Origin of the sequence: Algoriphagus algorifonticola, assembly GCF_007655305.1 — a bacterium.
Classification (GTDB): Bacteria; Bacteroidota; Bacteroidia; order Cytophagales; family Cyclobacteriaceae; genus Algoriphagus; species Algoriphagus algorifonticola.
Genome location: NZ_VLOG01000019.1, coordinates 187,187 through 207,491 on the forward strand (window position 1 = coordinate 187,187; position 20,305 = coordinate 207,491).

A 20,305-nucleotide genomic window follows, 5' to 3' on the forward strand; every position below is an offset into this window, starting at 1 on the left:
TCTTTAAACCTTTGAAGTCTTTGGGATTTCGAAGGTTTTCGAAACTTGAATGATTTGTTTCAATAAGACCTTCGGGGTTTTAGAAACCTCAAAGGTCGCTACCCAAAAACGGATATCGATAATCGGTTGGAGACACGAATGTTTCCTTAATCGTGCGAGGAGATACCCAGCGTAGTAAGTTAATCATGGAACCAGCCTTATCATTGGTTCCGGATGCTCTAGCTCCACCAAATGGTTGCTGACCAACTACAGCACCGGTTGGCTTGTCATTGATGTAGAAGTTTCCGGCTGCATTTCTCAGCTTGGTACTTGCCAACTCAATCGCATATCTATCCTGAGAGAAAACGGCTCCCGTCAAGGCATAAGGCGAGGTTTGATCTACCAATTCCAAAACAGTTTCGAAATGCTCTGCATTGTAAACATAAATGGATAAAACCGGTCCGAAAATCTCTTCACACATGGTGGTATACATCGGATCCTGCGTTAAGATTACAGTCGGTTCGATGAAGTAACCTTTAGACTTATCATATTTTCCGCCTGCAATGATTTCCACCCCTTCCGCAGCCTTTGCATTATCTATATACTTAGCGATTTTATCAAATGACTTTTCGTCAATAACGGCATTGATAAAGTTAGTGAAGTCTTCTGTTCCACCCATTTTCAGGCTGGCCAAATCTTCCAGCATATACTTTTTCACATCCTCCCAAAGATTAGATGGAATATATGCTCTTGAAGCAGCTGAACATTTCTGCCCTTGATACTCAAAAGCACCTCTCACCAATCCTACTGCAACTGCCTTCGCATCAGCAGATTTATGGGCTAATACAAAGTCTTTTCCACCTGTTTCACCAACAATTCTTGGATAGGATTTATAAAGCTGGATGTTTTCGCCGATAGTTTTCCAAATGTGCTGGAAAACCCCTGTAGAACCAGTAAAGTGGATTCCGGCGAAATCAGGATGCTTGAAAATGATATCTCCAGCGGTAGGTCCATCCACATAAATCAAATTGATCACTCCATCTGGTACACCTGCTTCCTTGAAAACTTCCATTAATACCTGAGCAGAATAGATCTGCGTGTAGGCTGGCTTCCATACGATGGTATTGCCCATCATCGCCGCGGATGTTGGAAGGTTCCCAGCAATTGCCGTGAAATTGAAAGGAGTCAAGGCAAAAACGAAACCTTCAAGCGGCCGCTGCTCTACTCTATTCCATACTCCATTTCCGGACACAGGCGGTTGTTGAGCGTAAATTTCGGTCATGTATTTCACATTGAACCTCAAAAAGTCAATGAATTCACAAGCCGAGTCGATTTCTGCTTGCATGGCATTTTTGGATTGACCCAACATCGTCGCAGCATTGATTTTTGCACGATATGGTCCAGCCAATAAATCTGCAGCTTTCAAGAAAATAGCAGCTCTTTGTTCCCATGCTAAGTTTTCCCAAGCTTCTTTGGCTCCCAATGCTGCATTAATAGCCTGCTCGACGTGGGATGCGTCTCCTTCATGGAAATGTCCTAAAATATGCTGGTGATCATGAGGAGGAGACATGGGTCTGGTTTTTCCGGTACGTACCTCCTCACTTCCGATATACATAGGCACGTCCACTTGCTTGGACCTTGCTTCTTTCAAAGCTGCCTGTAACTCTTTTCGCTCTGGGCTTCCCGGAGCATATGATTTTACCGGCTCATTGACAGGAGTCGGTACGCTGAAAAATCCTTTTAACATACTATTTGGTGTTTATATGATTTCTGATTTTCAAAGATAAGTCATCCCCCGCTAAGAGAAAGGGATTTTGCTCACAAAAGGGATTCTAACTCCTGCAAATGTTTAATTTCATAAGTAGGCTTTAATTCTATAGCCTTCCCTTCAGGGTTGAAATAAACTTGATCAATATTGGCATTTTGAGCTCCTAAAATATCAGAGTTAGGATTATCTCCAATCATCAGGCAATGCTCTGCTTGGGTTTTCAACTGATCCAATGCATAATGGAAAATTCTTGGATCAGGCTTTTTATGTCCGGTAGTCTCAGAAGTCACTACTAATTCAAAAAACACGTCCAGACCTGAAGATTTCATTTTCTTTGCCTGGGACTCATTGAACCCATTCGTAATCACATGTACTCTATATTTTTCCTTCAGATAGGTTAAAATTTCTTTAGAATATGGAAAAACATGGGATTTTGAGGAAGTACGATGCATGAAATCTTCTTCAAACTCTTGAGGAATGGCCTCCGCCCTGCCTCCTGCATGAGAAAATATTCTAGGAAAGCGCTCCTTTCTGAGATTGACCTTATCAATTTTCCCCACATTATACCAGTCCCACAACTGAAAATTGACTGCATGGAAAGAGTCAAAAAAATGCTGGAAGCTAGGGATACCTAATTCCACCAAACTGTAGTGCTCATATAGCTCAGCTAAAGACTCGGTGACATTTTTATCATAATCCCAAAGTGTATGGTCTAGGTCGAAGAATAAATGTTGGTAAGTTTTCAAGGGGTCTATTTTCTGTATTGGTTATTCTGAATTTTATTGATAGCAAGCTCCCGGTTAGATTTGAGAATTTCAAATGTTTCCTGATCGCGAATTAAGTTGGGATCTTTTTGAATAAACTTAAAAATCTGCTGAATGATTTCAAGGTACTCTTCTAAAATGTAATAAAACATCCATTGGTCTACCCTTCGACTTCCCAGAAGACCTGCGTTCTTTAAATAAATCAAATGACGGCTGGTTTTGGTTTGAGTAAAGTCAAGAATATGCTCCAAATCTGAGATGGTCAGCTCTTTATTCAACATTAATAGATGAATAATTCTTACCCGAGGTTCTTCACTGAGAGCCTTGAAGATTCGCAAACCATAATTTAAACTGATATTTTTGAGTCGCATTAGTAAGATTTAACGCTTATTTCTCGGTGAAAATAAAAAATCACCCGAAATTAGGGTATTATCGCATCCAAAAGCCAACCTTTGGCCGTCCAATAAGTTATTTATTTGTGAAGAATTCAATTTTACTCCCATTTCTATCGCTACTTTTTGTAGGATTTCTTTTTTCCTTCTCGTCTGTTCATGCCCAAGAGCGTGAAAGAAAGGTGATTCAGTTATCCGGTGTCATCCTAAACGCTGACAGTACCGATGCTGTTCCGGGGGTAAACGTATATGTACCCAAAAAAGGTCGTGGCACAAGCAGTGGTCGTTTTGGTTACTTCTCGATGCCAGTTTTAGAAGGAGATAGCATAGTTTTCAGCTTCATCGGCCTAAAAAGACAGACTTTCAAAGTTCCTGATAATGTGGAAAATGATAGGATTAGCCTTATTCTTACCATGGAGGTAGATGAGATTGCATTGGCAGAAGTAGAAGTAATGCCTTATCCAACTGAGGATGAATTCAAAAAAGCTGTTTTGGCAATGAATGTGGTGGATCCAATGTCCATCTCCAGAGCTAATATGAGTCCTGAAATGTTATTGAGATGGGCTGAGTCCATGCCTGCATCAGGAAATGAAAATTTCCGATACTTCCAACAGGGTGTGATGCAACAAAACCAGGATATATATGGGCCTAGACCGTTGAGGTTGCTAGATCCATTCGCTTGGGCACAGTTTATTCGGTCGATCAAGAGAGGCGACTTGAAAAGCCGTAATTAAATTCAATCTCCCGCAAAGATTAAAAGGGGCAAAGGTGAATTGAAGGATTATGAAGATTCTTTAAGTCCATTTACAACTCTTACAATTCCATTTACAAGCTTTACTTCATTGAAGTTTATAAGAAGGCCTAACCTAAGGTCCAATACCTTTAAGTAGGTTTTCAACTGCTTTGGATGAATAGGGAGAATTTTTTCAACCGACTTAAGTTCAACCAACACCTTTCCATTCACTAAAAGGTCTCCTCGATAGCCTAATCCAATTTCTTCCCCTTTCCAAAAAACCGGAACTGGAACCTGAGTTTGAATTTCTAAACCTTTTTCTCTTAGCTCCTTTGCAAGGATTCTTTCATAAATGGATTCGAGTAATCCAGGACCTAACTTAAAATAAACTTCGAAGGCCGAGTCTAAAATTATTTTTGAGATTTGATTTTCTGTCATCTTAAAAAATTAGGTTTCAAAAAATTAATTTCTTTCTTTTTCACTAAGATAACTAGTAAAAAAATATGGAATCAATTAAAACTGATTCCATATCTACTTATAATCACTTAAATAATTATACTCTCAATAACTTTGCATTCTTCTATTCTTTGCGGGAGTTATTATTCAATTTCCGGGAGCACCCAGTTTTCCAAGACGCTCGGAATCCGCATCATTTCCTCAATAGCAGCAATAGTTCTTGGAGCATCAGAGGACAAATTGATAGGATCACCGGAGGTCACCAAAATATCATCTTCAATTCTTACTGCAATTCCCCACCATTTTGGATCACAGTCACTTCCTTCAGGAATATATATCCCAGGCTCTACAGTAAGTACCACACCTTCTTTTAATGCACCATAACCTCCTCGGTCGTGTACATCTAAGCCCAAGTGGTGACTAGTGCCGTGGGGGAAATAATTATGTCTCTGTCCAGGCTTGATAATTCCTAAGGCTGCTAACCCCTCATCGATAATTTGGCGAGTTACTTGACCGATTTGACCGAATTCTACGCCTGGCTTACATAACGCAATTCCGGCATCCTGAGCCTTTAGAACCAATTCATAAATAGCCTTTTCTTCTTCGTTAAATTTTCCACTAACCGGTATGGTTCTGGTTACATCTGCAGTATAACCCCTCCATTCAGCACCCAAATCCATCAGCAATAAACGCTCATTGACATGCTTCATATCATTATCTATATAATGTAGAATACAGCCATTATTTCCTCCTCCCACTATGGATGGATATCCTACATTTTCAGCTCCATACCTTTTGTATATAAATTCATGGATTCCTTGAATTTCCCGCTCAGACATGCCCACCTTAGTTGCCTTCATTACCTCAATTTGACCTATTGCAGATATTTTGACAGCCTTTTTCAATAGAACCAATTCCTCTTCAGTTTTAACTTCTCTCAACACATCCATCATCTGAGCTAGAGCAAAAATATCTGTCTTAGAGTTAGGCACTTTTTGTTTCACAGCCATCCTCTTTTCCGGAGTATCCGCTGCCAAAAAGTCTTTAATTACTTGGTCATCGGCTACTTCAGGAAAACGCTGTCTATATCTTCCTATTACTTGCGCTACATTGGCCGAATTTTCAATATCTGTGGCTCTGATTAATTCATAAAGCTGCAATTTAGCCTCTGAAGCTTCCTCGGGATAGGAAGCTGCTTTTTTAAAGGAATTAATCATCCTCTTCAATGGCGCATTACTACTTCCTCCTTCAATATCTTCGTTTAAATTGAAAGAAAGGACTTTATCTATTGAAGCGAAATTTATGTATGGAGACTTAACAAATTCCTCAAAAAGAAATACTTCCTGAAAGCCAAGCTTTTCTCTGACTCCTTCAACTCCTAATCGTTTCCCATTCCACATTTCTGCCCTTGGATCTCTAGGCTGAACAAAGATTACCTCATCCACTTTTTTTCCATTGATTTCTCTAGGTTCTGAGAAAATAACCAAAGCAGAGTTAGGTTCTCTCAATCCAGTCAGATAGTAAAAATCTGTATTAGGATGATAGATGAAATCAACATCATTGGAACGGTTTTTCACAGGGTTATTAAAAATCACAGCTGCAGAATTAACCGGCATTAATTCTTTAAGAGCATCTCTTCTGGATCTATGCCATTCAGCTGAAAGACCATCCTGAAAATACGATTGGGAAAAAGAGCACCAAGAAACACTCAAAAAGAGAAAAAGGAACGTGAGTTTTTTCATATAAAGGGAATTTATTCTTTGGTTACAATGTCTATTCTTTTAGCCATTTAACAAAGTCTTAATCCTTTAAAAGCCTCATATGCTTATCTTTGGTAGCTTAAAGATTATTAAAATGAAAAAAATAAGTTTTGCCCTACTATTTTCCATGCTTTTTTCTCTGGCATTATTTGCTCAGCAGCAGGCAGAAAAACCCAAAATCGTGGTTGGAATCATTGTCGATCAAATGCGGCAAGAATACTTCTACAAGTTTGCCGACCGCTATTCAGATGGAGGATTTAAAAGGTTAGCCTCCGAGGGTTATATGATGAAAAATGGGCATTATAATTACATCCCTACCTACACTGGGCCTGGACATGCTTCAGTTTATACCGGAACTACACCAGCTACCCATGGAATCATAGGGAATAATTGGTATGTAAGAAGGCAGAATAAAATGATCTATTGTGCAGAGGACTCTACTGTGAGTAATGTGGGAGGAACAGTCATGAGTGGTCAAATCAGTCCGAGAAATCTGCTTACAACAACTATAACCGATGAATTGAGGTTTGCCACAAATAAGCGCTCAAAGGTTGTTGGAATCGCCATCAAAGATCGTGGGGCAAGTTTACCTGCAGGTCATCTTGGAGATGCCTATTGGTTTGACAGCGATAATGGAGAGTTTATGACTTCTACTTATTACAAGTCAGAACTTCCGACATGGGTAAGTAATTTTAACGCTTTAAAACGCCCTGATTCCTTACTAAACCAAACTTGGCAACCCCTATATTCTGCAGATTCATATATCAATAGCATTGATGATAATAATGAATTTGAGGCACCCTTTATCGGGAAAGAGACTCCAACTTTCCCCTATAATCTTCCTGAATTGAGAGAAAACAACGGGAACTATGGTTTGATTGCCGCCACTCCATTTGGGAATACTTTGACTTTGGAGTTTGCATATGCTGCTATAGAAGGTGAAAAATTAGGAATGGGAAAAGAGACCGATTTTTTGGCGGTTAGTTTCTCATCTCCCGATTATATAGGGCACAGATTTGGACCTACTTCAAAAGAGTTGGAAGATAATTATCTGCGACTTGATCTGGAAATTGAACAGTTTTTAAACTACCTCGACAAAACTTATGGTAAAGGAAATTACTTGGTATTTCTTTCTGCAGATCATGGCGTGGCAGACATTGCTACCTACATGGAAAGTGAAAGAGTACCAGCGGGAAATTTGAATTTCGGGTATATTTTAGGTCAGGCAAGAGGATATATGACCGTGAAGTATGGAGAAGGTAATTGGATCTTAAACGGATCGAACGATCAGATTTTTCTGAACCATGAGTTGATCCAAGAAAAAGAGCTGGAGCTGGACGATATTCAGGAACAGCTAGCAAACTTCCTCTTAAGGTACAATGGGATAAAAGAGGTTTATACTGCCTCAGCAATGAGAAGTACAGCTTTTACCCAGCATAGGCCCCATTTATTGCAGATGGGTTATAATCATAAAGCTTCTGGGGACCTATTAATTATTTTGGAACCATCTTGGTTGACTGGTGGAGCAAGAGGTACTTCACACGGAACTGGATTCACCTATGACACTCACGTTCCTATCGTATTTTTTGGATGGGGAGTAAAATCCGGAGAAAGCACTCGATATGCTACAGTCACCGACATAGCTCCTACCCTTTCGATGCTATTGAATATCCGACTTCCAAATGGAGCAACCGGACAGCCGATCCATGAATTGTTTGACTAGAAAAACCAAAGCCTAAACAAAATCCCAGAATAGTACAATTCTGGGATTTTTTATTGGTAATTAATGAAAACAAAATCTGAAAAACTTTTTAAAAAATTCTTTAATCCTTAAATTCAATTCTTTCATTTATAAATATGCGCCACTCACACTCCGAAATATGGACGCATTTGGTTTTTAGTACCAAAGGCCACAAACCCTCAATAGATTCACTGAAAGTGGATATAATAAAACAAGGGCTTGGGGATTTCATCGCGTCTATCCCAGATCAGCATGGCACTTTTTGTGTTCTCGTAGATCATTTTCACATGTTAATCAAGCTGCCAGAAAACCTTTCTGTCAATCAACTAGCAGAACAGATTCAAGAATTGATTTCACAGCGATTAAGACAAGAAGGATTCGATCCAGATACTTTAGAATGGGAGAGTGATTACCATGCGCACTCTGTTAGTTTGAATCGCCTTTCCGTGGAAAAAAGTCTGATCGAAAGGCAAGACATTAAGCACAAGGAAATTTCTTTGAAAGAGGAATTGAAATTTTTGGGCTTATAAAAAAAGGCTGATCTATTAACCAGCCTTTAAATTTTTATTCCGACCAACTCATCGGATAGTTTTTATCTACAAACTCCAATGCATCCGTGGTTATTTGCAGCGGTTTAAATGTATCTAACATTACTGCATATTCTTCTGTGGATTTAGCGCCAATTGATTTTTCAACTGTTCCCGGATGAGGTCCATGCGGCAAACCTCCCATGTGAATTGTAAATGAACCTCTGTCAATGCCTTTTCTACTCATAAACTCTCCTTCGGCATAATATAAGACCTCATCAGAATCGATATTTGAATGATTATATGGTGCCGGAATTGCTAATGGATGGTAATCAAACAATCTCGGCACGAAGGAACAAATCACAAAACCCCAAGCTTGAAACGTCTGATGTACGGGTGGTGGCTGATGTATTCTTCCTGTTATAGGTTCGAAATCATAAATAGACAATGCATAAGGATAGAGATACCCATCCCAACCTACGATATCCAAAGGACTGTGATTATAGGAATATTGATGAAGCATTCCCTGCTTTTTGATTTGAACAAGGTAATCTCCCTTATCCTTTTCGATATGAAGCTCATGGGGTGGGCGTATATCTCTTTCGCAGTAAGGCGAATGTTCCAACAATTGTCCTACTTCATTTCTGTAGCGTTTAACTGTCTCAATTGGACCGTGTGATTCGATCACCAAAAGACGCAATGGACCTTCCTCTTTAAATTCAAGCCTGTAAATGGTTGTTCGAGGAATCACGATGTAATCACCTTTTCTCAATTCAAGTTTCCCGAATTGAGAATACATTATTCCTTCACCATCATGGATATATAATAGCTCATCTCCGTCAGCGTTTTTGAAATAATAATCCATCTTACGCTTTTTGGGAGAGCATATTCCCATCATCACATCATTATTCATCATCAGCATCCTCCTGGCATCCAGGTAATCTTCACCTGTAAATTCAACTCCAGAAGTTTTTAGATGTGTTTGGTTTAAACCATGTTGGTCAGCAACCTGCCATTTAAAGGGCTTGGGTTGACCTATGGATTTCACCTCATTTGGATTGTAAATGTGATATAAATTTGAATAGATTCCTGAAAAACCTTTAGAACTGACTAGCTCTTCCTTATACAAACTTCCATCCGGCTGTCTGAATTGAGTGTGTCTTTTTGGCGGAATGGATCCTAATCTGTGATAATATGCCATGACTATTTGGGTTTATGAGGGCAAGTTACAATTGAATAATCAAGCTTGAAACTACCAGATAAAAAAAGGTCAGCTGAATATACAACTGACCTCCACCAAATTGGTTATCTTTGATCAACTATTTTGAGAGTCTTCCTCAAAAATCATTTGTCTTAAATTCTCGATTTTTTCACCGGTCTTCTCTTGCAATAGCCCTAAAATTTCATCTTCCTGACCTTCTGTGAATTTTAAGTCGTCGTCAGTAAGTTGAGCATATTTCTGCTTTAATTGACCTTTAATTTGATTCCAGTTTCCTTTAAGTTGCAATGACATAAAATAAATGGTTTTCGTTATAAAAAGATTACATATTATATGACGGAAAATATGTAAAATAGTTTCATACCTAAATAGTAAATGAAGAATCACGTAATAAATCGACTTATCACATTAAACCTATTTTTCCTAATGTCCACTCAAGGTTTTAGCCAAAAATTACTTTGGAATGAAGAATTTAATTATGAAGGATTTCCTGCTGACAGCAGCTGGTCTTATGATGTAGGAGACCATGGGTGGGGGAACAGAGAATTGCAATTTTACACCAAGGAGGAATTAAAAAACGCCAGAGTTGAAAATGGAAAATTGATCATTGAGGCACATAAAGATTCAGATTATCCCAAAGGTTATACCTCTGCCCGATTAGTGAGTAAGAAAAAGGCTAGCTGGCAATATGGATATATTGAAGTAAGGGCCAAATTACCAGAAGGGAAAGGCACATGGCCGGCAATTTGGATGCTCGCAGATGAAAACCGCTACGGAGGCTGGCCAAAAAACGGAGAAATAGATATCATGGAACATGTAGGATATGATCCGGGAGTTGTTCATGGGACAGTTCATACCGAATCCTTCAATCATGTCAAAGGCACTCAGAAGGGAGCTCAAAGGCAAGTTGACACCTTCAATTCTGAATTCCATACCTATGCAATTGATTGGGGTGAAGAAAAGATAGACTTCTTTATTGATGATCAGCTTTACTTCACCTTTGAAAACACCGGAGGTGGGCCTGAAGAGTGGCCATTTTCTCAGCCTTTCCATATTATTTTGAACATTGCTGTTGGAGGAAATTGGGGAGGAAAAGAGGGCGTAGATGCAAACATTTGGCCACAAAGAATGGAAATCGACTACATTCGCGTCTATGAATACAAACCAACGCAAGAATAAGACTGCTCAATTACTTGGGAAAATCTCGAACTTTTCCTAAACTGACAAATATAAATCGTTAGTGATACTATCTCTATGCAAGATTACTCCCTGAAAAGACGGAAAATGAGAGCCCTTCTCATCATAAGTGTCTTATTATTATTGATATATGCAAAAAATCTAATTGAGAGAAGGTCATTTAGAGATATAAGTTCCACATTTACCGAAGTCTACAATGACCGTTTATTAGTGGAGGGATATATCTTTCAGATTTCTGAAGGTCTCTTTCAGATACAAAAGTTAATTGACCATTGTAATTTGGACTATGATTATTCCAAAGTGATCGATGAAATAGAATCCAACGAGAAGGCCATTCTTCAAATAGTAGAAGATTTTGAGGCTACTAAACTAACGGAGCAGGAATCTGAGCTTTTGGGAGATTTCAAAAAAATCATTGTCAATGATCTAAGTATCAAAAGCTACGACTTACTGTATACAGATAGTGCTGGGGTCAATAGAAATCAAGTCAAACTCTATGATCAAAAAATATCGCAAGCGAGACGTGATTTGGATAACCTAAGTAAGATTCAAATGGTCGAGGGAGAGAAATTAATCAGTAAAGCTAAGGTGATGATCAACCGTTCTCAAATCTGGGCTCAATTTGAAGTAGCATTACTAATCATCTTAATTGTGGTATTATTTCTTCTGGTTTTTCGGAAATCAGAAGAAACGAAAGGAATGATATAAAAAAAGCCTGCTTTGAAGCAGGCTTTTTTATTTTTACCCTATTGCGTAGGCCTTATCGCCTTTATTGTAATCTATGCAGCCATCGTATCTTCCAGGCACTTCTACATAATTCAATGCCTGAGTAGCTCCTATTTCAGATGAGAAGTAACCCAAAACCGTTAAATCCCGAAGCATATTGATCACTTGAGGCTCTTTATTTTCTGAGGTTTTGTATTGCTCATAGAGCCCATTAAGGTAAGCCAGTCTGTCCTCTGCCGGAGCGCCTACAAAATCCGTCCCTTTTTCAGATTTAAATTCCTTGCGAATCATATTCAATCCGTCCACAAAGGCTTTTTGTTGGTCAGCATTATAGGTATCCTTAACCATCATGACGATAAAGGAACCAATGCCAACTGCTTTGGCACCAGGGGTATCTGTCTCAGGAATAATTGTATCTCCCAATTCATCTAGAAATGCAATGTCATCAGGACCGAAATTCAAGCCTTCAATTTGCTTATCAGGAGAACATCCAGTTAAGATGGCTGTTGCACCAACCATAGTCCCTCCCATCATCAATACGACGCTCTTCAATGCGTCTCTTCTATTCATAGTCATGTCTTTGTCTTTTAGAATTAGAGATTACGCTTTTTCAACTCTTCCACTGCAAAAGCAGCAGCTCTAGCTGTCATAGCCATATAAGTAAGTGAAGGGTTTTGTGCAGCAGCAGAAGTCATCGCAGCACCATCAGTTACGAATACATTTTTCGCATCCCACACTTGGTTGTTCCCATTCAAAACAGAAGATTTTGGATCTCTACCCATCCTTGCTGTTCCCATTTCGTGGATACCTTGTCCAAAAGTATAGCCTGAATCATAGGTTTGAACATCTTTAAAACCTGCTACTTCCAACATTTCAGCCGCATCCGCCATCATATCTTTTCGCATGTTTTTCTCATTCTCTTTGATCTCGGCATTCATCACCAATGCCTCCATGCCCCATTTATCTTTTACAGAATCACTCAATCGAATATGATTATCATGATAAGGAAGGATTTCTCCGAAAGCGGTGAACCCAATACTCCACGGTCCTGGTTCTGTTAAAGCTTCTTTCATTGGTGCCCCGAAGTTTAATTCAGCTACATCTCTATTCCATCCACTTCTACTTGCACCTCCTTGGTATCCGAAACCTCTCAGGTAATCTCTTTTTTCTCCATTTAGGTTTCTAAATCTTGGGATATAAAGCCCAGTAGGTCTTCGACCAAAATAATATTTGTCCTCATATCCATCGATCGTACCTCTGGCACCCAAACGGAAATGATGATCCATTACATTGTGGCCTAGTTCTCCTGAACTGGAACCTAATCCGCCAGGCCAAATATCGGTGGCAGTTCTCATCAAAATTGCCGTTGAGTTAAAAGCTGAAGCACATAGGAAGATGATTTTTGCATCATACTCCACTGTTTGATTTGTTTCAGCATCTAGCACTTCTACTCCAGTGGCCTTCTGTGTATCTTTATCATAAATCAATCTTCTGACAATAGACCATGGTCTTAGAGTCAAATTACCGGTAGCTACTGCTGCTGGCAAAGTAGAGGCCTGAGTACTGAAATATCCTCCAAAAGGACATCCTAAAGAGCACTTATTTCTATATTGACAGCCTACTCTTCCCGGTAATGGCTGAGTGATATTCGCCGGACGGCCCATGATCCAATGTCTAGCTCCCTTGTAGTGAGCCTTGATTCTTTCTGCTGCATCCTTTTCGACACAGTTCATTGGCATAGGAGGCATAAACTCACCATCAGGTAGAATATCCAACCCATCCTTATTGCCGGAAATACCTGCGAATTTTTCTACATAAGAATACCATGGAGCTAAATCCTTATATCTGATTGGCCAATCCACGGCGATTCCTTCTTTGGCATTTGCCTCAAAATCTACATCTGCCAATCTATAAGACTGTCTACCCCACAATAAAGAACGCCCACCTACTTGATATCCTCTGAACCAAGTAAAAGGCTTTTCTTCTACATAGGGAGAGTCACTTTCGTGAGCCCACCAGTCTAGATTTAATTCATTTAAAACATAATCCCTTCTAAGATTGGGATGATTCTCCAACATTTCTTGGGTTCTACGTCCTCTATGTGGAACTTCCCAAGGGGGAAGTGTGGCAGTCTTATAGTCCTTTACGTGCTCTACGTTAGGTCCCCTCTCCAGGAGCAATACTTTCAGCCCCTTCTCCGTCAGCTCTTTAGCAGCCCATCCGCCACTAATCCCTGACCCAACTACGATTGCATCATACGATTGATTTGCCATAAATATGGTTTTTTGGTTTATTAATTTTATACATCACAGACCTGCACCGCCTGGCCAAGCGCAGCAAGTTTATCTTCTGATTTTGGGATAAATTCATGTGAAACAAAGCCTTTGTAGCCTGTTTCCACGATAGCCTTCATAATTGCCGGATAATAAATCTCCTGATTTTCATCCAACTCATTCCTTCCTGGATTTCCGGCTGTATGATAATGACCAAAGTATTGGTGGTTGTTGCGAATGGTCCTTATAACATCTCCTTCATCTATTTGCATATGATAGATATCATACAGCAATTTAAAGTTCTCGCTATCCAACCTTTTGCAAAGCTCAACTCCCCAGGGGGATTTATCACACATATAATCTTTATGGTCCACTTTGCTATTCAATAATTCCATCTGAATGATTACCCCATGCTTTTCGGCTTCTGCCAAAACCTTTTTTAGGCCAGTGACACAATTTTCCAACCCTGTCTCATCATCCATACCTCTTCTATTTCCAGAAAAGGCTATTAGGTTTTTGAACCCATACTTAGCTACTATAGGAATGATCTCTAGATAATTTTTCACCAATTGATCATGAAACTTCGGATCGTTCCAGCCATCAGCAATGCTTATCTCTGCCCCATTACACATGGAGCATTCCAAGTCGTATTTTTTAAGGGTATCCCAAGTAGATGGTCCAATGATATCTATTCCTTTAATGCCTAAGCTTTTTGCTCCAACACAAAGCTCCTCCAGAGTCAACGGCCTCATAGACCAAAGACAAACTCCATGGTTGATATTTCCTTTCAGAGGGAGATTTTTCTTTTCATTAAATTCGAAGGAACTGAGAGTGCCCAATGCAGCACCTCCCAACAAAACTTTCTTAAAGCTTTCCCTTCTTCCGGGATTAATAGGTTTGGACATTAGAGGTTATTTTGAGGTTTAATTTTTTCATCCTTAAAAAGGAACATGAAAAATAGTAAAACCAGAACTGAAATACCAGAAGGAATTAACCAAATAGACTTCCAATCATGATTTCCTTCTGATAAAAGGTAAAAATCGGATATGATGCCTGCCGCCCAAAAGCCAATAAGCATTCCAATTCCATAAGTAGCTAAAGTAATCAATCCCTGAGCAGAAGATTTGAATTTTTCCCCTGCATGAGCATCGGTGTAAATCTGTCCACTGACAAAAAAGAAGTCATAACAAACACCATGAAGAGCTATTCCCACCAAAAGCATCCAAACGCCCTCATCCGCATTTCCAAAAGCAAAGAAAACATACCTCAATGCCCAGGCTAACATAGCTACAATTAATGTCTTTTTAATTCCGAATCTAGAGAAGAAAATGGGAAGGGCTAGCATGAATAAGACCTCGGAAATCTGACCTATTGTCATTTTTCCTGTTGAGTTTTCTACTCCTATTTCTGTTAGAAAAGGGCTGGCATTTTGATAATAAAATGCCAATGGGATACAAATTAAGATGGAGGAAAGAAAAAATATGGCAAAATTTCTATCCTTCAGTAAGGATAATGCATCCAATCCCAAAACTTCTGAAAGTTTGAAATCCCCCTCTGTTTTTGCTTTAGGAGGAGTATGAGGGAGTGTAAAACTGAAAATCCCCAAAATCAGCGAAACTATTGCCGCCATCAACCAGGTATTTTTCAGTAAACCATCAACCAATCCGGCCTGACTATCCCAGGCGAAAGCAGAAATTAAAATGCCTGCAGCTATCCATCCAATAGTCCCCCAAACGCGGATCACGGAAAATTCTTTAGCCGGATTCAGCATTTGGTTGAATGAAATGGAATTGACCAAAGCCAGAGTAGGCATGAATAAAATCATGTAGGCTAATAGAATTGGAAAAAACTCGCTAAAATCTTGGCTTTGGTATAGGAAATACATCAGGACAGCACCTATCAAATGAATAACGCCCAAAATTCTCTGCGCATGGAAATACCTGTCAGCTATTAACCCCACTACAAAAGGGGCAATGATGGCCCCAAAGGATTGAGTGGAAAATGCCAAAGAAATCTCCTGGTCTCTAGCACCTAGATTCGCTCCTAAAAATGTCCCCATTGTAACATACCAAGACCCCCAGACAAAAAACTCGAGAAACATCATCAAGGACAATCGAACTTTAATCAAAGCTGCCATATACTGGGGGATTTAGATGGAAATTGGGAGGATTGTTTAGAATTTGGGCTTTTTACCGTATTTTAAGCAAGTCCTTTGACTTTGTGAAATAAGGCGATTAAAAGTTTTGGCAAAGCCACTCATAACTTGATGCAACTACTGATCAATTAATCCTCTAATTCGGTCTAAGATGTGAGGATTTTTTGCACTAGAATCAATTATTTCAAGAAAAATAACCTGAAAACCTACACCTGACCTATGTCAACTAACAAGAAACTCAAGATCGGTTTAATCGGAGGCGGACCCGGCTCTTTCATTGGAGCAATCCACCTAAATGGCGCTCTGATGGATGGTCTTTTTGAATTAGCCGCCGGAGCTTTTTCTTCCAATCCGGAGAAATCCCAGCAAAGAGGTGAAGAACTGATGCTAGATCCTAGCAGAGTTTATGGAAGCTATGATGAAATGATCGAAAAGGAATTACAGCTTCCTGAAGAGAAAAGAATCGATGTGATCGTCATCGTTACCCCTAATAATGTACACTTTGACCCATGCGTGAAAGCCATTAAAGCAGGCTTTCATGTTGTATTGGACAAACCTCTCACGCTGAATTACCAAGAAGCAAAAGAGTTATATCATGTGGTAAAATCCAGCAGCAAAAGATTCCTCTTAACGCATACCTATTCGGGATATCCTATGATTAAGCAGGCAAAGCAAATGATCGAAGAGGGTAAAATCGGCAAAGTCTGGAAAGTATATGTGGAATATCCTCAGGGATGGCTCTACAAACTACTGGAAACTGAAGATAACAAGCAGGCAGAATGGAGAACAGACCCTAAAAGAAATGGTTTGGCAGGCTGCATGGGAGATATTGGAACCCATGCTTTCCACTTAGCAGAGTATGTTTCAGGCTTGAAAATGGAAAAGCTATGTGCAGATCTGTATATCAAAGTAAAAGGAAGACCTATTGATGATGACGGCGTGGTACTCATGCGTTTTGATAATGGAGCCTCAGGAGTCTTGATGGCCTCACAAACAGATACTGGTTTAGAAAATAATCTTAAAATCCGTGTATTTGGAGACAAGGGAGGAATAGAGTGGCAGCAAGAGGATAATAACAGCCTGATTGTTAGATACCCTAATCAACCAGCTCAGATTTTCCGAGCAGGAACTGGGTATTTGGGTTCATTGGCTCAGGAAAACACCAGAACTCCCGCAGGACACCCTGAAGGCTATGTAGAAGCATTTGCAAATTTGTACAGGAATTTCGCAAGATGTATCTACGCTGAAAGAGCAGGACAAACTCCTAAAGCAGAATGGGAAGATTATCCAGGAATTGAAGATGGAATCCGAGGAATGGCATTCATTGACCATGTATTGGCAAGCACCCAATCAGAAACCAAATGGACTCCATTTATAGTAGAAAAGTAAACTCATAACCTAAAAAACCTTTATAAAAATGAAAACGATCAAAGGACCTGCAATTTTTCTTGCACAGTTTGCTGATGACAAAGCTCCTTTTAATAACCTGAAAAACATCTGTCATTACATGGCAGATCTGGGATATAAAGGTGTTCAGATTCCATCATGGGACGCTCGAATGATAGACCTTCAAAAGGCAGCTGAAAGTAAAACTTATGCAGATGAAGTTGCCGGTACCGTAGAAGAAGCCGGCTTGGTAATCACCGAGCTTTCTACCCATCTTCAAGGACAGCTTGTAGCTGTTCATCCAGCTTACAATGAATTATTCGATGGCTTTGCTCCTGCCAATCTCAAAGGAGATCTTAAAGGAAAAACTGAATGGGCTACCCAGCAGTTAAAATATGCTGCTAAGGCCTCTCACAACCTTGGATTGACTGCGCATGCCACCTTCTCTGGCGCATTGATGTGGCACACTGTTTACCCTTGGCCCCAAAGACCAGCGGGACTAGTAGACACTGGATTCACGGAACTTGCAAAAAGATGGACTCCTATCCTGGATGAATTTGACAAATATGGGGTGGATGTCTGTTATGAATTGCACCCAGGAGAGGATTTGCATGATGGAATTACTTTTGAAATGTTTTTGGAAAAAGTCAATAACCACAAGAGAGCAAATATCCTTTATGATCCAAGCCATTTTGTATTACAGTGCTTGGACTATTTGCAGTTTATTGATTTCTATCATGATAGAATCAAAATGTTTCACGTAAAAGATGCCGAATTTAACCCTACCGGAAAACAAGGTGTCTATGGAGGTTTCCAAGGATGGGTAGAAAGAGCTGGAAGATTCAGATCTTTAGGTGATGGACAGGTTGATTTTGGCGGAATTTTTAGCAAACTTTCGCAATACGATTTTGATGGATGGGCAGTATTAGAATGGGAATGTGCAATCAAGCATCCTGAGCAAGGTGCAGCTGAAGGTGCTCCATTTATTGACGCTCACATTATCCGGGTAACGGAGAAGGCTTTTGATGATTTTGCCGGTACTGGAGCAGATGAATCCTTCAACAAAAAGATTTTAGGAATTTAGAAAACCATATTTAATCAATTTAACATGAAAATTACAAAACCATTAAGCCTTGGAATGTTGGCATTGGCAGGATTAGCCTTTGCTTGTGGAGGGGGAGAAAAATCTTCTGAGAGCGCAGCCACCGAAACAGCTGCTGCACCAGAACCAGCGAAAGAGATCAGTTTAGAAGAAAAATACCAGGATGATCCGATATACATCAAAGGCTTGGAGAAAATTAAGGCTTCCGACTGTCAGTCTTGCCACATGGTGGAAAGAAAAATTGTAGGGCCCTCTTACGCAGATGTAGCGGCAAAATATGAAAGCACCGAAGAAAATGTAGCTATGCTTGCTCAGAAAGTCATCAATGGTGGTGTTGGAAATTGGGGAGAGGTACCAATGCCAGCGCATCCAGGATTGAGTGAGGAAGATGCCAAGGATATGGTGAGATATGTTTTGCTTTTGAAAAAATAAGAAAATGAAAAAAAGTTATTGGATAATGACTTTGGCGGCCGGTCTAATGATCGGCTGTTCTGGTCAAAAAACAGAAGATACCGAAAATACAGAAGTTGTAGCTGAGGCACCTGCTGATGAGTGGATCAGTCTATTTGACGGACAAACCTTCAGTGGCTGGCATAAGTATGGTGGCGGTGAAGTAGGAAAAGCCTGGAAAGTAGCAGATGGAGCTCTTTATTTGGACGCTGCTAATAAAGACGGATGGCAAACAGGAGACGGGGGAGATATCGTTACTGACGAGGAATTTGAGAATTTTCACCTGAAATACGAATGGAAGATTGCTCCAAATGGAAATAGCGGGGTCATTTTCTTCGTGCATGAATCTCCAGAATACGACTACTGCTGGCAGACAGGCCCTGAGATGCAGGTTTTGGATAATGAAGGCCATCCTGACGCAAAGATCATCAGCCATAGAGCAGGCGATCTTTATGACTTAATTGTAAGTAAGGAGGAAACGGTAAAACCAGCTGGAGAATGGAACCAAGCTGAAATTATTGCTGATAACGGGAATCTTACTTTGGTTCTTAATGGAGTCAATGTAGTAGAAACAACTATGTGGACACCTGAATGGGAAGCCTTAATTGCTGACAGCAAGTTTAAAGACATGCCTGGCTTCGGCAAATACAAAAAAGGCAGAATAGCTCTTCAGGATCACGGTGATGTGGTTCACTACCGAAATATCATGCTGAAAAAGCTCTAAGAAATAAGGCCTCTAAATTAAATAGAGGCCTTTTTTATTATAATCTAGTAGTGTGCTCTTTTTTAACGTAAGCTATTTTGTCTTTCCATTCAATTTCATACCAAATGTCCTTACTGGACTTAATTTTTATCCGGTGACCAGGTTCAACTTGATCCACTAATTCTCCACCAGCAGTAGGCTTAGACACGATGAATGTAGGGCTATGAGTAATTAAACCAGTTGAAGGGCCTTTTAAGAAATTATTCACCAAGAATATGGAGCAAATCAACAAAACTGTAGGCCAATAAGAGGTAGATTTTTCTTCTTTTCTTCCAGTCCACCAGGTAGTAATCATAGAAAAAACCAAAAATAAGGAAAGAAGGCCCACAATGATTTCCTTGTAATCTACCAGAAATAAAAGGAAACGTCCACCGTCACTGACTTCATAGCCATATAAAGTAGTCTGACCAGTCAGACTTTTGATTTTAGAAATGGTCTGTGAATTGGGGCTTTGATCGTAATACTTACTCAAGTAGAGAGTAGCCTGCTCTTTATCTCCCATACCTTCTGCAATGAAGGCCATTTTCAGGAGCATTGAAGGAGAATAAAGCCCGGATTGATAGTTTGGAACATAAATTTCCATGGCTTCCTTGTAACTTCGAAGCTCAAACAAAGAATCTGCTTTTTGAAGGTCATTTACATCAGCCTGACAATGAATACTTTGCAAGAGTATTGTGAAAAATAATAAAAGTTTTGCGAGAAAGATTGAATTTGAGTTTGGCATTTATAAATCAGAGTCATAAATTTGCAGTCCAATTACGGCAATGATCTAACAAAAAGCAAGGTTAGGAAGTCGATTTGAAAAGATAAAAACAGAGAAAAAAGCGTTAAAAAACGTCAAATCTCACTAATGATTCCGTAGCTCAGCTGGTAGAGCATAACACTTTTAATGTTAGGGTCCTGGGTTCGAGCCC

At 39.7% G+C, this 20,305-nt stretch carries 21 protein-coding genes; 9 read left to right on the forward strand and 12 right to left on the reverse strand.

Translation table 11 applies throughout. The annotated features are described in order from the left end of the window. Nucleotides 1–88: 88 nt before the first annotated feature. The 3 genes from pruA to FL972_RS04580 all read right to left on the reverse strand — a co-directional run bounded on the left by pruA (nt 89) and on the right by FL972_RS04580 (nt 2,882). Nucleotides 89–1,726, reverse strand: coding sequence for an L-glutamate gamma-semialdehyde dehydrogenase (gene pruA, locus FL972_RS04570; protein WP_144603905.1), 1,638 nt, complete (start codon nt 1,724–1,726; stop codon nt 89–91). Between the two features lie 71 nt (nt 1,727–1,797). Continuing rightward, the gene (locus FL972_RS04575) at nt 1,798–2,493 is read right to left on the reverse strand and encodes a YjjG family noncanonical pyrimidine nucleotidase (protein ID WP_144603906.1); all 696 of its coding nucleotides are present in this window, start codon (nt 2,491–2,493) and stop codon (nt 1,798–1,800) included. 5 nt (nt 2,494–2,498) lie between these two features. Then, nucleotides 2,499–2,882 (reverse strand): ArsR/SmtB family transcription factor, encoded by a 384-nt coding sequence (locus FL972_RS04580; protein WP_091655403.1) that lies wholly within the window; start codon nt 2,880–2,882, stop codon nt 2,499–2,501. Between the two features lie 107 nt (nt 2,883–2,989). Between FL972_RS04580 and FL972_RS04585 the strand changes: the two genes are divergently transcribed. Further along, nucleotides 2,990–3,637 (forward strand): carboxypeptidase-like regulatory domain-containing protein, encoded by a 648-nt coding sequence (locus FL972_RS04585; RefSeq protein WP_186299996.1) that lies wholly within the window; start codon nt 2,990–2,992, stop codon nt 3,635–3,637. Between the two features lie 47 nt (nt 3,638–3,684). On the opposite strand, the gene FL972_RS04590 is transcribed toward FL972_RS04585, so the two are convergent. Next, nucleotides 3,685–4,074, reverse strand: a complete 390-nt coding sequence (locus tag FL972_RS04590; RefSeq protein ID WP_144603907.1) for a GxxExxY protein — start codon at nt 4,072–4,074, stop codon at nt 3,685–3,687. Between the two features lie 161 nt (nt 4,075–4,235). Further along, nucleotides 4,236–5,834 carry an aminopeptidase P N-terminal domain-containing protein gene (locus FL972_RS04595; protein WP_144603908.1) on the reverse strand — a complete coding sequence of 533 codons (1,599 nt, stop codon included), beginning with the start codon at nt 5,832–5,834 and terminating at the stop codon, nt 4,236–4,238. Between the two features lie 112 nt (nt 5,835–5,946). Here FL972_RS04595 and pafA point away from each other — a divergent pair, with 112 nt between their 5' ends. Both pafA and FL972_RS04605 read left to right on the forward strand, forming a co-directional pair. Beyond that, nucleotides 5,947–7,575, forward strand: coding sequence for an alkaline phosphatase PafA (pafA, locus tag FL972_RS04600; protein WP_144603909.1), 1,629 nt, complete (start codon nt 5,947–5,949; stop codon nt 7,573–7,575). Nucleotides 7,576–7,709: 134 nt separating this feature from the next. Beyond that, nucleotides 7,710–8,123: a transposase gene (locus FL972_RS04605; protein ID WP_144603910.1), complete on the forward strand. Its 414-nt coding sequence runs from the start codon at nt 7,710–7,712 to the stop codon at nt 8,121–8,123. A 34-nt stretch (nt 8,124–8,157) separates the two neighbouring features. Here FL972_RS04605 and FL972_RS04610 read toward each other — a convergent pair whose 3' ends face one another. Together FL972_RS04610 and FL972_RS04615 are read right to left on the reverse strand one after the other, a co-directional pair. After that, complete coding sequence (locus tag FL972_RS04610) at nt 8,158–9,321, reverse strand: homogentisate 1,2-dioxygenase (RefSeq protein WP_144603911.1); 1,164 nt, start codon at nt 9,319–9,321, stop codon at nt 8,158–8,160. A 114-nt stretch (nt 9,322–9,435) separates the two neighbouring features. Further along, a complete protein-coding gene (locus tag FL972_RS04615) occupies nt 9,436–9,633 on the reverse strand; it encodes a CsbD family protein (RefSeq protein WP_144603912.1) in 198 nt (65 codons plus the stop codon). Nucleotides 9,634–9,765: 132 nt separating this feature from the next. Between FL972_RS04615 and FL972_RS04620 the strand changes: the two genes are divergently transcribed. After that, nucleotides 9,766–10,518, forward strand: a complete 753-nt coding sequence (locus FL972_RS04620; RefSeq protein ID WP_250161282.1) for a glycoside hydrolase family 16 protein — start codon at nt 9,766–9,768, stop codon at nt 10,516–10,518. Nucleotides 10,519–10,623: 105 nt separating this feature from the next. Beyond that, a complete protein-coding gene (locus FL972_RS04625) occupies nt 10,624–11,244 on the forward strand; it encodes an MCP four helix bundle domain-containing protein (RefSeq protein ID WP_250161283.1) in 621 nt (206 codons plus the stop codon). A 33-nt stretch (nt 11,245–11,277) separates the two neighbouring features. Here the strand turns inward: FL972_RS04625 and FL972_RS04630 are convergent, their stop codons facing one another. From FL972_RS04630 to FL972_RS04645, 4 genes are read right to left on the reverse strand one after another with little or no spacing between them, the layout of a single operon-like run. Further along, nucleotides 11,278–11,838, reverse strand: coding sequence for a gluconate 2-dehydrogenase subunit 3 family protein (locus FL972_RS04630; protein WP_144603914.1), 561 nt, complete (start codon nt 11,836–11,838; stop codon nt 11,278–11,280). Nucleotides 11,839–11,855: 17 nt separating this feature from the next. Next, on the reverse strand, nt 11,856–13,535 hold the full coding sequence (locus FL972_RS04635; RefSeq protein WP_091655412.1) for a GMC oxidoreductase: 1,680 nt from the start codon (nt 13,533–13,535) through the stop codon (nt 11,856–11,858). 26 nt (nt 13,536–13,561) lie between these two features. Further along, nucleotides 13,562–14,440 carry a hydroxypyruvate isomerase family protein gene (locus FL972_RS04640; RefSeq protein WP_144603915.1) on the reverse strand — a complete coding sequence of 293 codons (879 nt, stop codon included), beginning with the start codon at nt 14,438–14,440 and terminating at the stop codon, nt 13,562–13,564. Continuing rightward, a complete protein-coding gene (locus FL972_RS04645) occupies nt 14,440–15,672 on the reverse strand; it encodes a nucleoside permease (protein WP_144603916.1) in 1,233 nt (410 codons plus the stop codon). The genes FL972_RS04640 and FL972_RS04645 overlap by 1 nt, the downstream gene beginning before the upstream one ends. A gap of 237 nt (nt 15,673–15,909) precedes the next feature. Between FL972_RS04645 and FL972_RS04650 the strand changes: the two genes are divergently transcribed. From FL972_RS04650 to FL972_RS04665, 4 genes are read left to right on the forward strand one after another with little or no spacing between them, the layout of a single operon-like run. Next, entirely contained in the window at nt 15,910–17,079 is a 1,170-nt protein-coding gene (locus FL972_RS04650; protein WP_144603917.1) for a Gfo/Idh/MocA family protein, read from the forward strand. Nucleotides 17,080–17,107: 28 nt separating this feature from the next. Beyond that, complete coding sequence (locus FL972_RS04655; protein ID WP_091655416.1) at nt 17,108–18,160, forward strand: sugar phosphate isomerase/epimerase family protein; 1,053 nt, start codon at nt 17,108–17,110, stop codon at nt 18,158–18,160. A 24-nt stretch (nt 18,161–18,184) separates the two neighbouring features. Beyond that, on the forward strand, nt 18,185–18,610 hold the full coding sequence (locus FL972_RS04660; protein WP_091655417.1) for a c-type cytochrome: 426 nt from the start codon (nt 18,185–18,187) through the stop codon (nt 18,608–18,610). Nucleotides 18,611–18,614: 4 nt separating this feature from the next. Further along, nucleotides 18,615–19,352 (forward strand): 3-keto-disaccharide hydrolase, encoded by a 738-nt coding sequence (locus FL972_RS04665; RefSeq protein ID WP_144603918.1) that lies wholly within the window; start codon nt 18,615–18,617, stop codon nt 19,350–19,352. A 37-nt stretch (nt 19,353–19,389) separates the two neighbouring features. Here the strand turns inward: FL972_RS04665 and FL972_RS04670 are convergent, their stop codons facing one another. Beyond that, nucleotides 19,390–20,058, reverse strand: a complete 669-nt coding sequence (locus FL972_RS04670; RefSeq protein ID WP_317129922.1) for a hypothetical protein — start codon at nt 20,056–20,058, stop codon at nt 19,390–19,392. Nucleotides 20,059–20,305 lie beyond the last annotated feature (247 nt).

Coding starts and splice junctions, on each gene's coding strand:
- FL972_RS04650 (WP_144603917.1), top strand. CDS start 15,910: ATGTCAACTAACAAGAAACTCAAGATCGGTTTAATCGGAGGCGGACCC.
- FL972_RS04580 (WP_091655403.1), bottom strand. CDS start 2,882: ATGCGACTCAAAAATATCAGTTTAAATTATGGTTTGCGAATCTTCAAG.
- FL972_RS04610 (WP_144603911.1), bottom strand. CDS start 9,321: ATGGCATATTATCACAGATTAGGATCCATTCCGCCAAAAAGACACACT.
- FL972_RS04645 (WP_144603916.1), bottom strand. CDS start 15,672: ATGGCAGCTTTGATTAAAGTTCGATTGTCCTTGATGATGTTTCTCGAG.
- FL972_RS04630 (WP_144603914.1), bottom strand. CDS start 11,838: ATGACTATGAATAGAAGAGACGCATTGAAGAGCGTCGTATTGATGATG.
- FL972_RS04635 (WP_091655412.1), bottom strand. CDS start 13,535: ATGGCAAATCAATCGTATGATGCAATCGTAGTTGGGTCAGGGATTAGT.
- FL972_RS04615 (WP_144603912.1), bottom strand. CDS start 9,633: ATGTCATTGCAACTTAAAGGAAACTGGAATCAAATTAAAGGTCAATTA.
- FL972_RS04640 (WP_144603915.1), bottom strand. CDS start 14,440: ATGTCCAAACCTATTAATCCCGGAAGAAGGGAAAGCTTTAAGAAAGTT.
- FL972_RS04620 (WP_250161282.1), top strand. CDS start 9,766: ATGTCCACTCAAGGTTTTAGCCAAAAATTACTTTGGAATGAAGAATTT.
- FL972_RS04595 (WP_144603908.1), bottom strand. CDS start 5,834: ATGAAAAAACTCACGTTCCTTTTTCTCTTTTTGAGTGTTTCTTGGTGC.
- pruA (WP_144603905.1), bottom strand. CDS start 1,726: ATGTTAAAAGGATTTTTCAGCGTACCGACTCCTGTCAATGAGCCGGTA.
- FL972_RS04605 (WP_144603910.1), top strand. CDS start 7,710: ATGCGCCACTCACACTCCGAAATATGGACGCATTTGGTTTTTAGTACC.
- FL972_RS04660 (WP_091655417.1), top strand. CDS start 18,185: ATGAAAATTACAAAACCATTAAGCCTTGGAATGTTGGCATTGGCAGGA.
- FL972_RS04590 (WP_144603907.1), bottom strand. CDS start 4,074: ATGACAGAAAATCAAATCTCAAAAATAATTTTAGACTCGGCCTTCGAA.
- FL972_RS04655 (WP_091655416.1), top strand. CDS start 17,108: ATGAAAACGATCAAAGGACCTGCAATTTTTCTTGCACAGTTTGCTGAT.
- FL972_RS04625 (WP_250161283.1), top strand. CDS start 10,624: ATGAGAGCCCTTCTCATCATAAGTGTCTTATTATTATTGATATATGCA.
- FL972_RS04665 (WP_144603918.1), top strand. CDS start 18,615: ATGAAAAAAAGTTATTGGATAATGACTTTGGCGGCCGGTCTAATGATC.
- pafA (WP_144603909.1), top strand. CDS start 5,947: ATGAAAAAAATAAGTTTTGCCCTACTATTTTCCATGCTTTTTTCTCTG.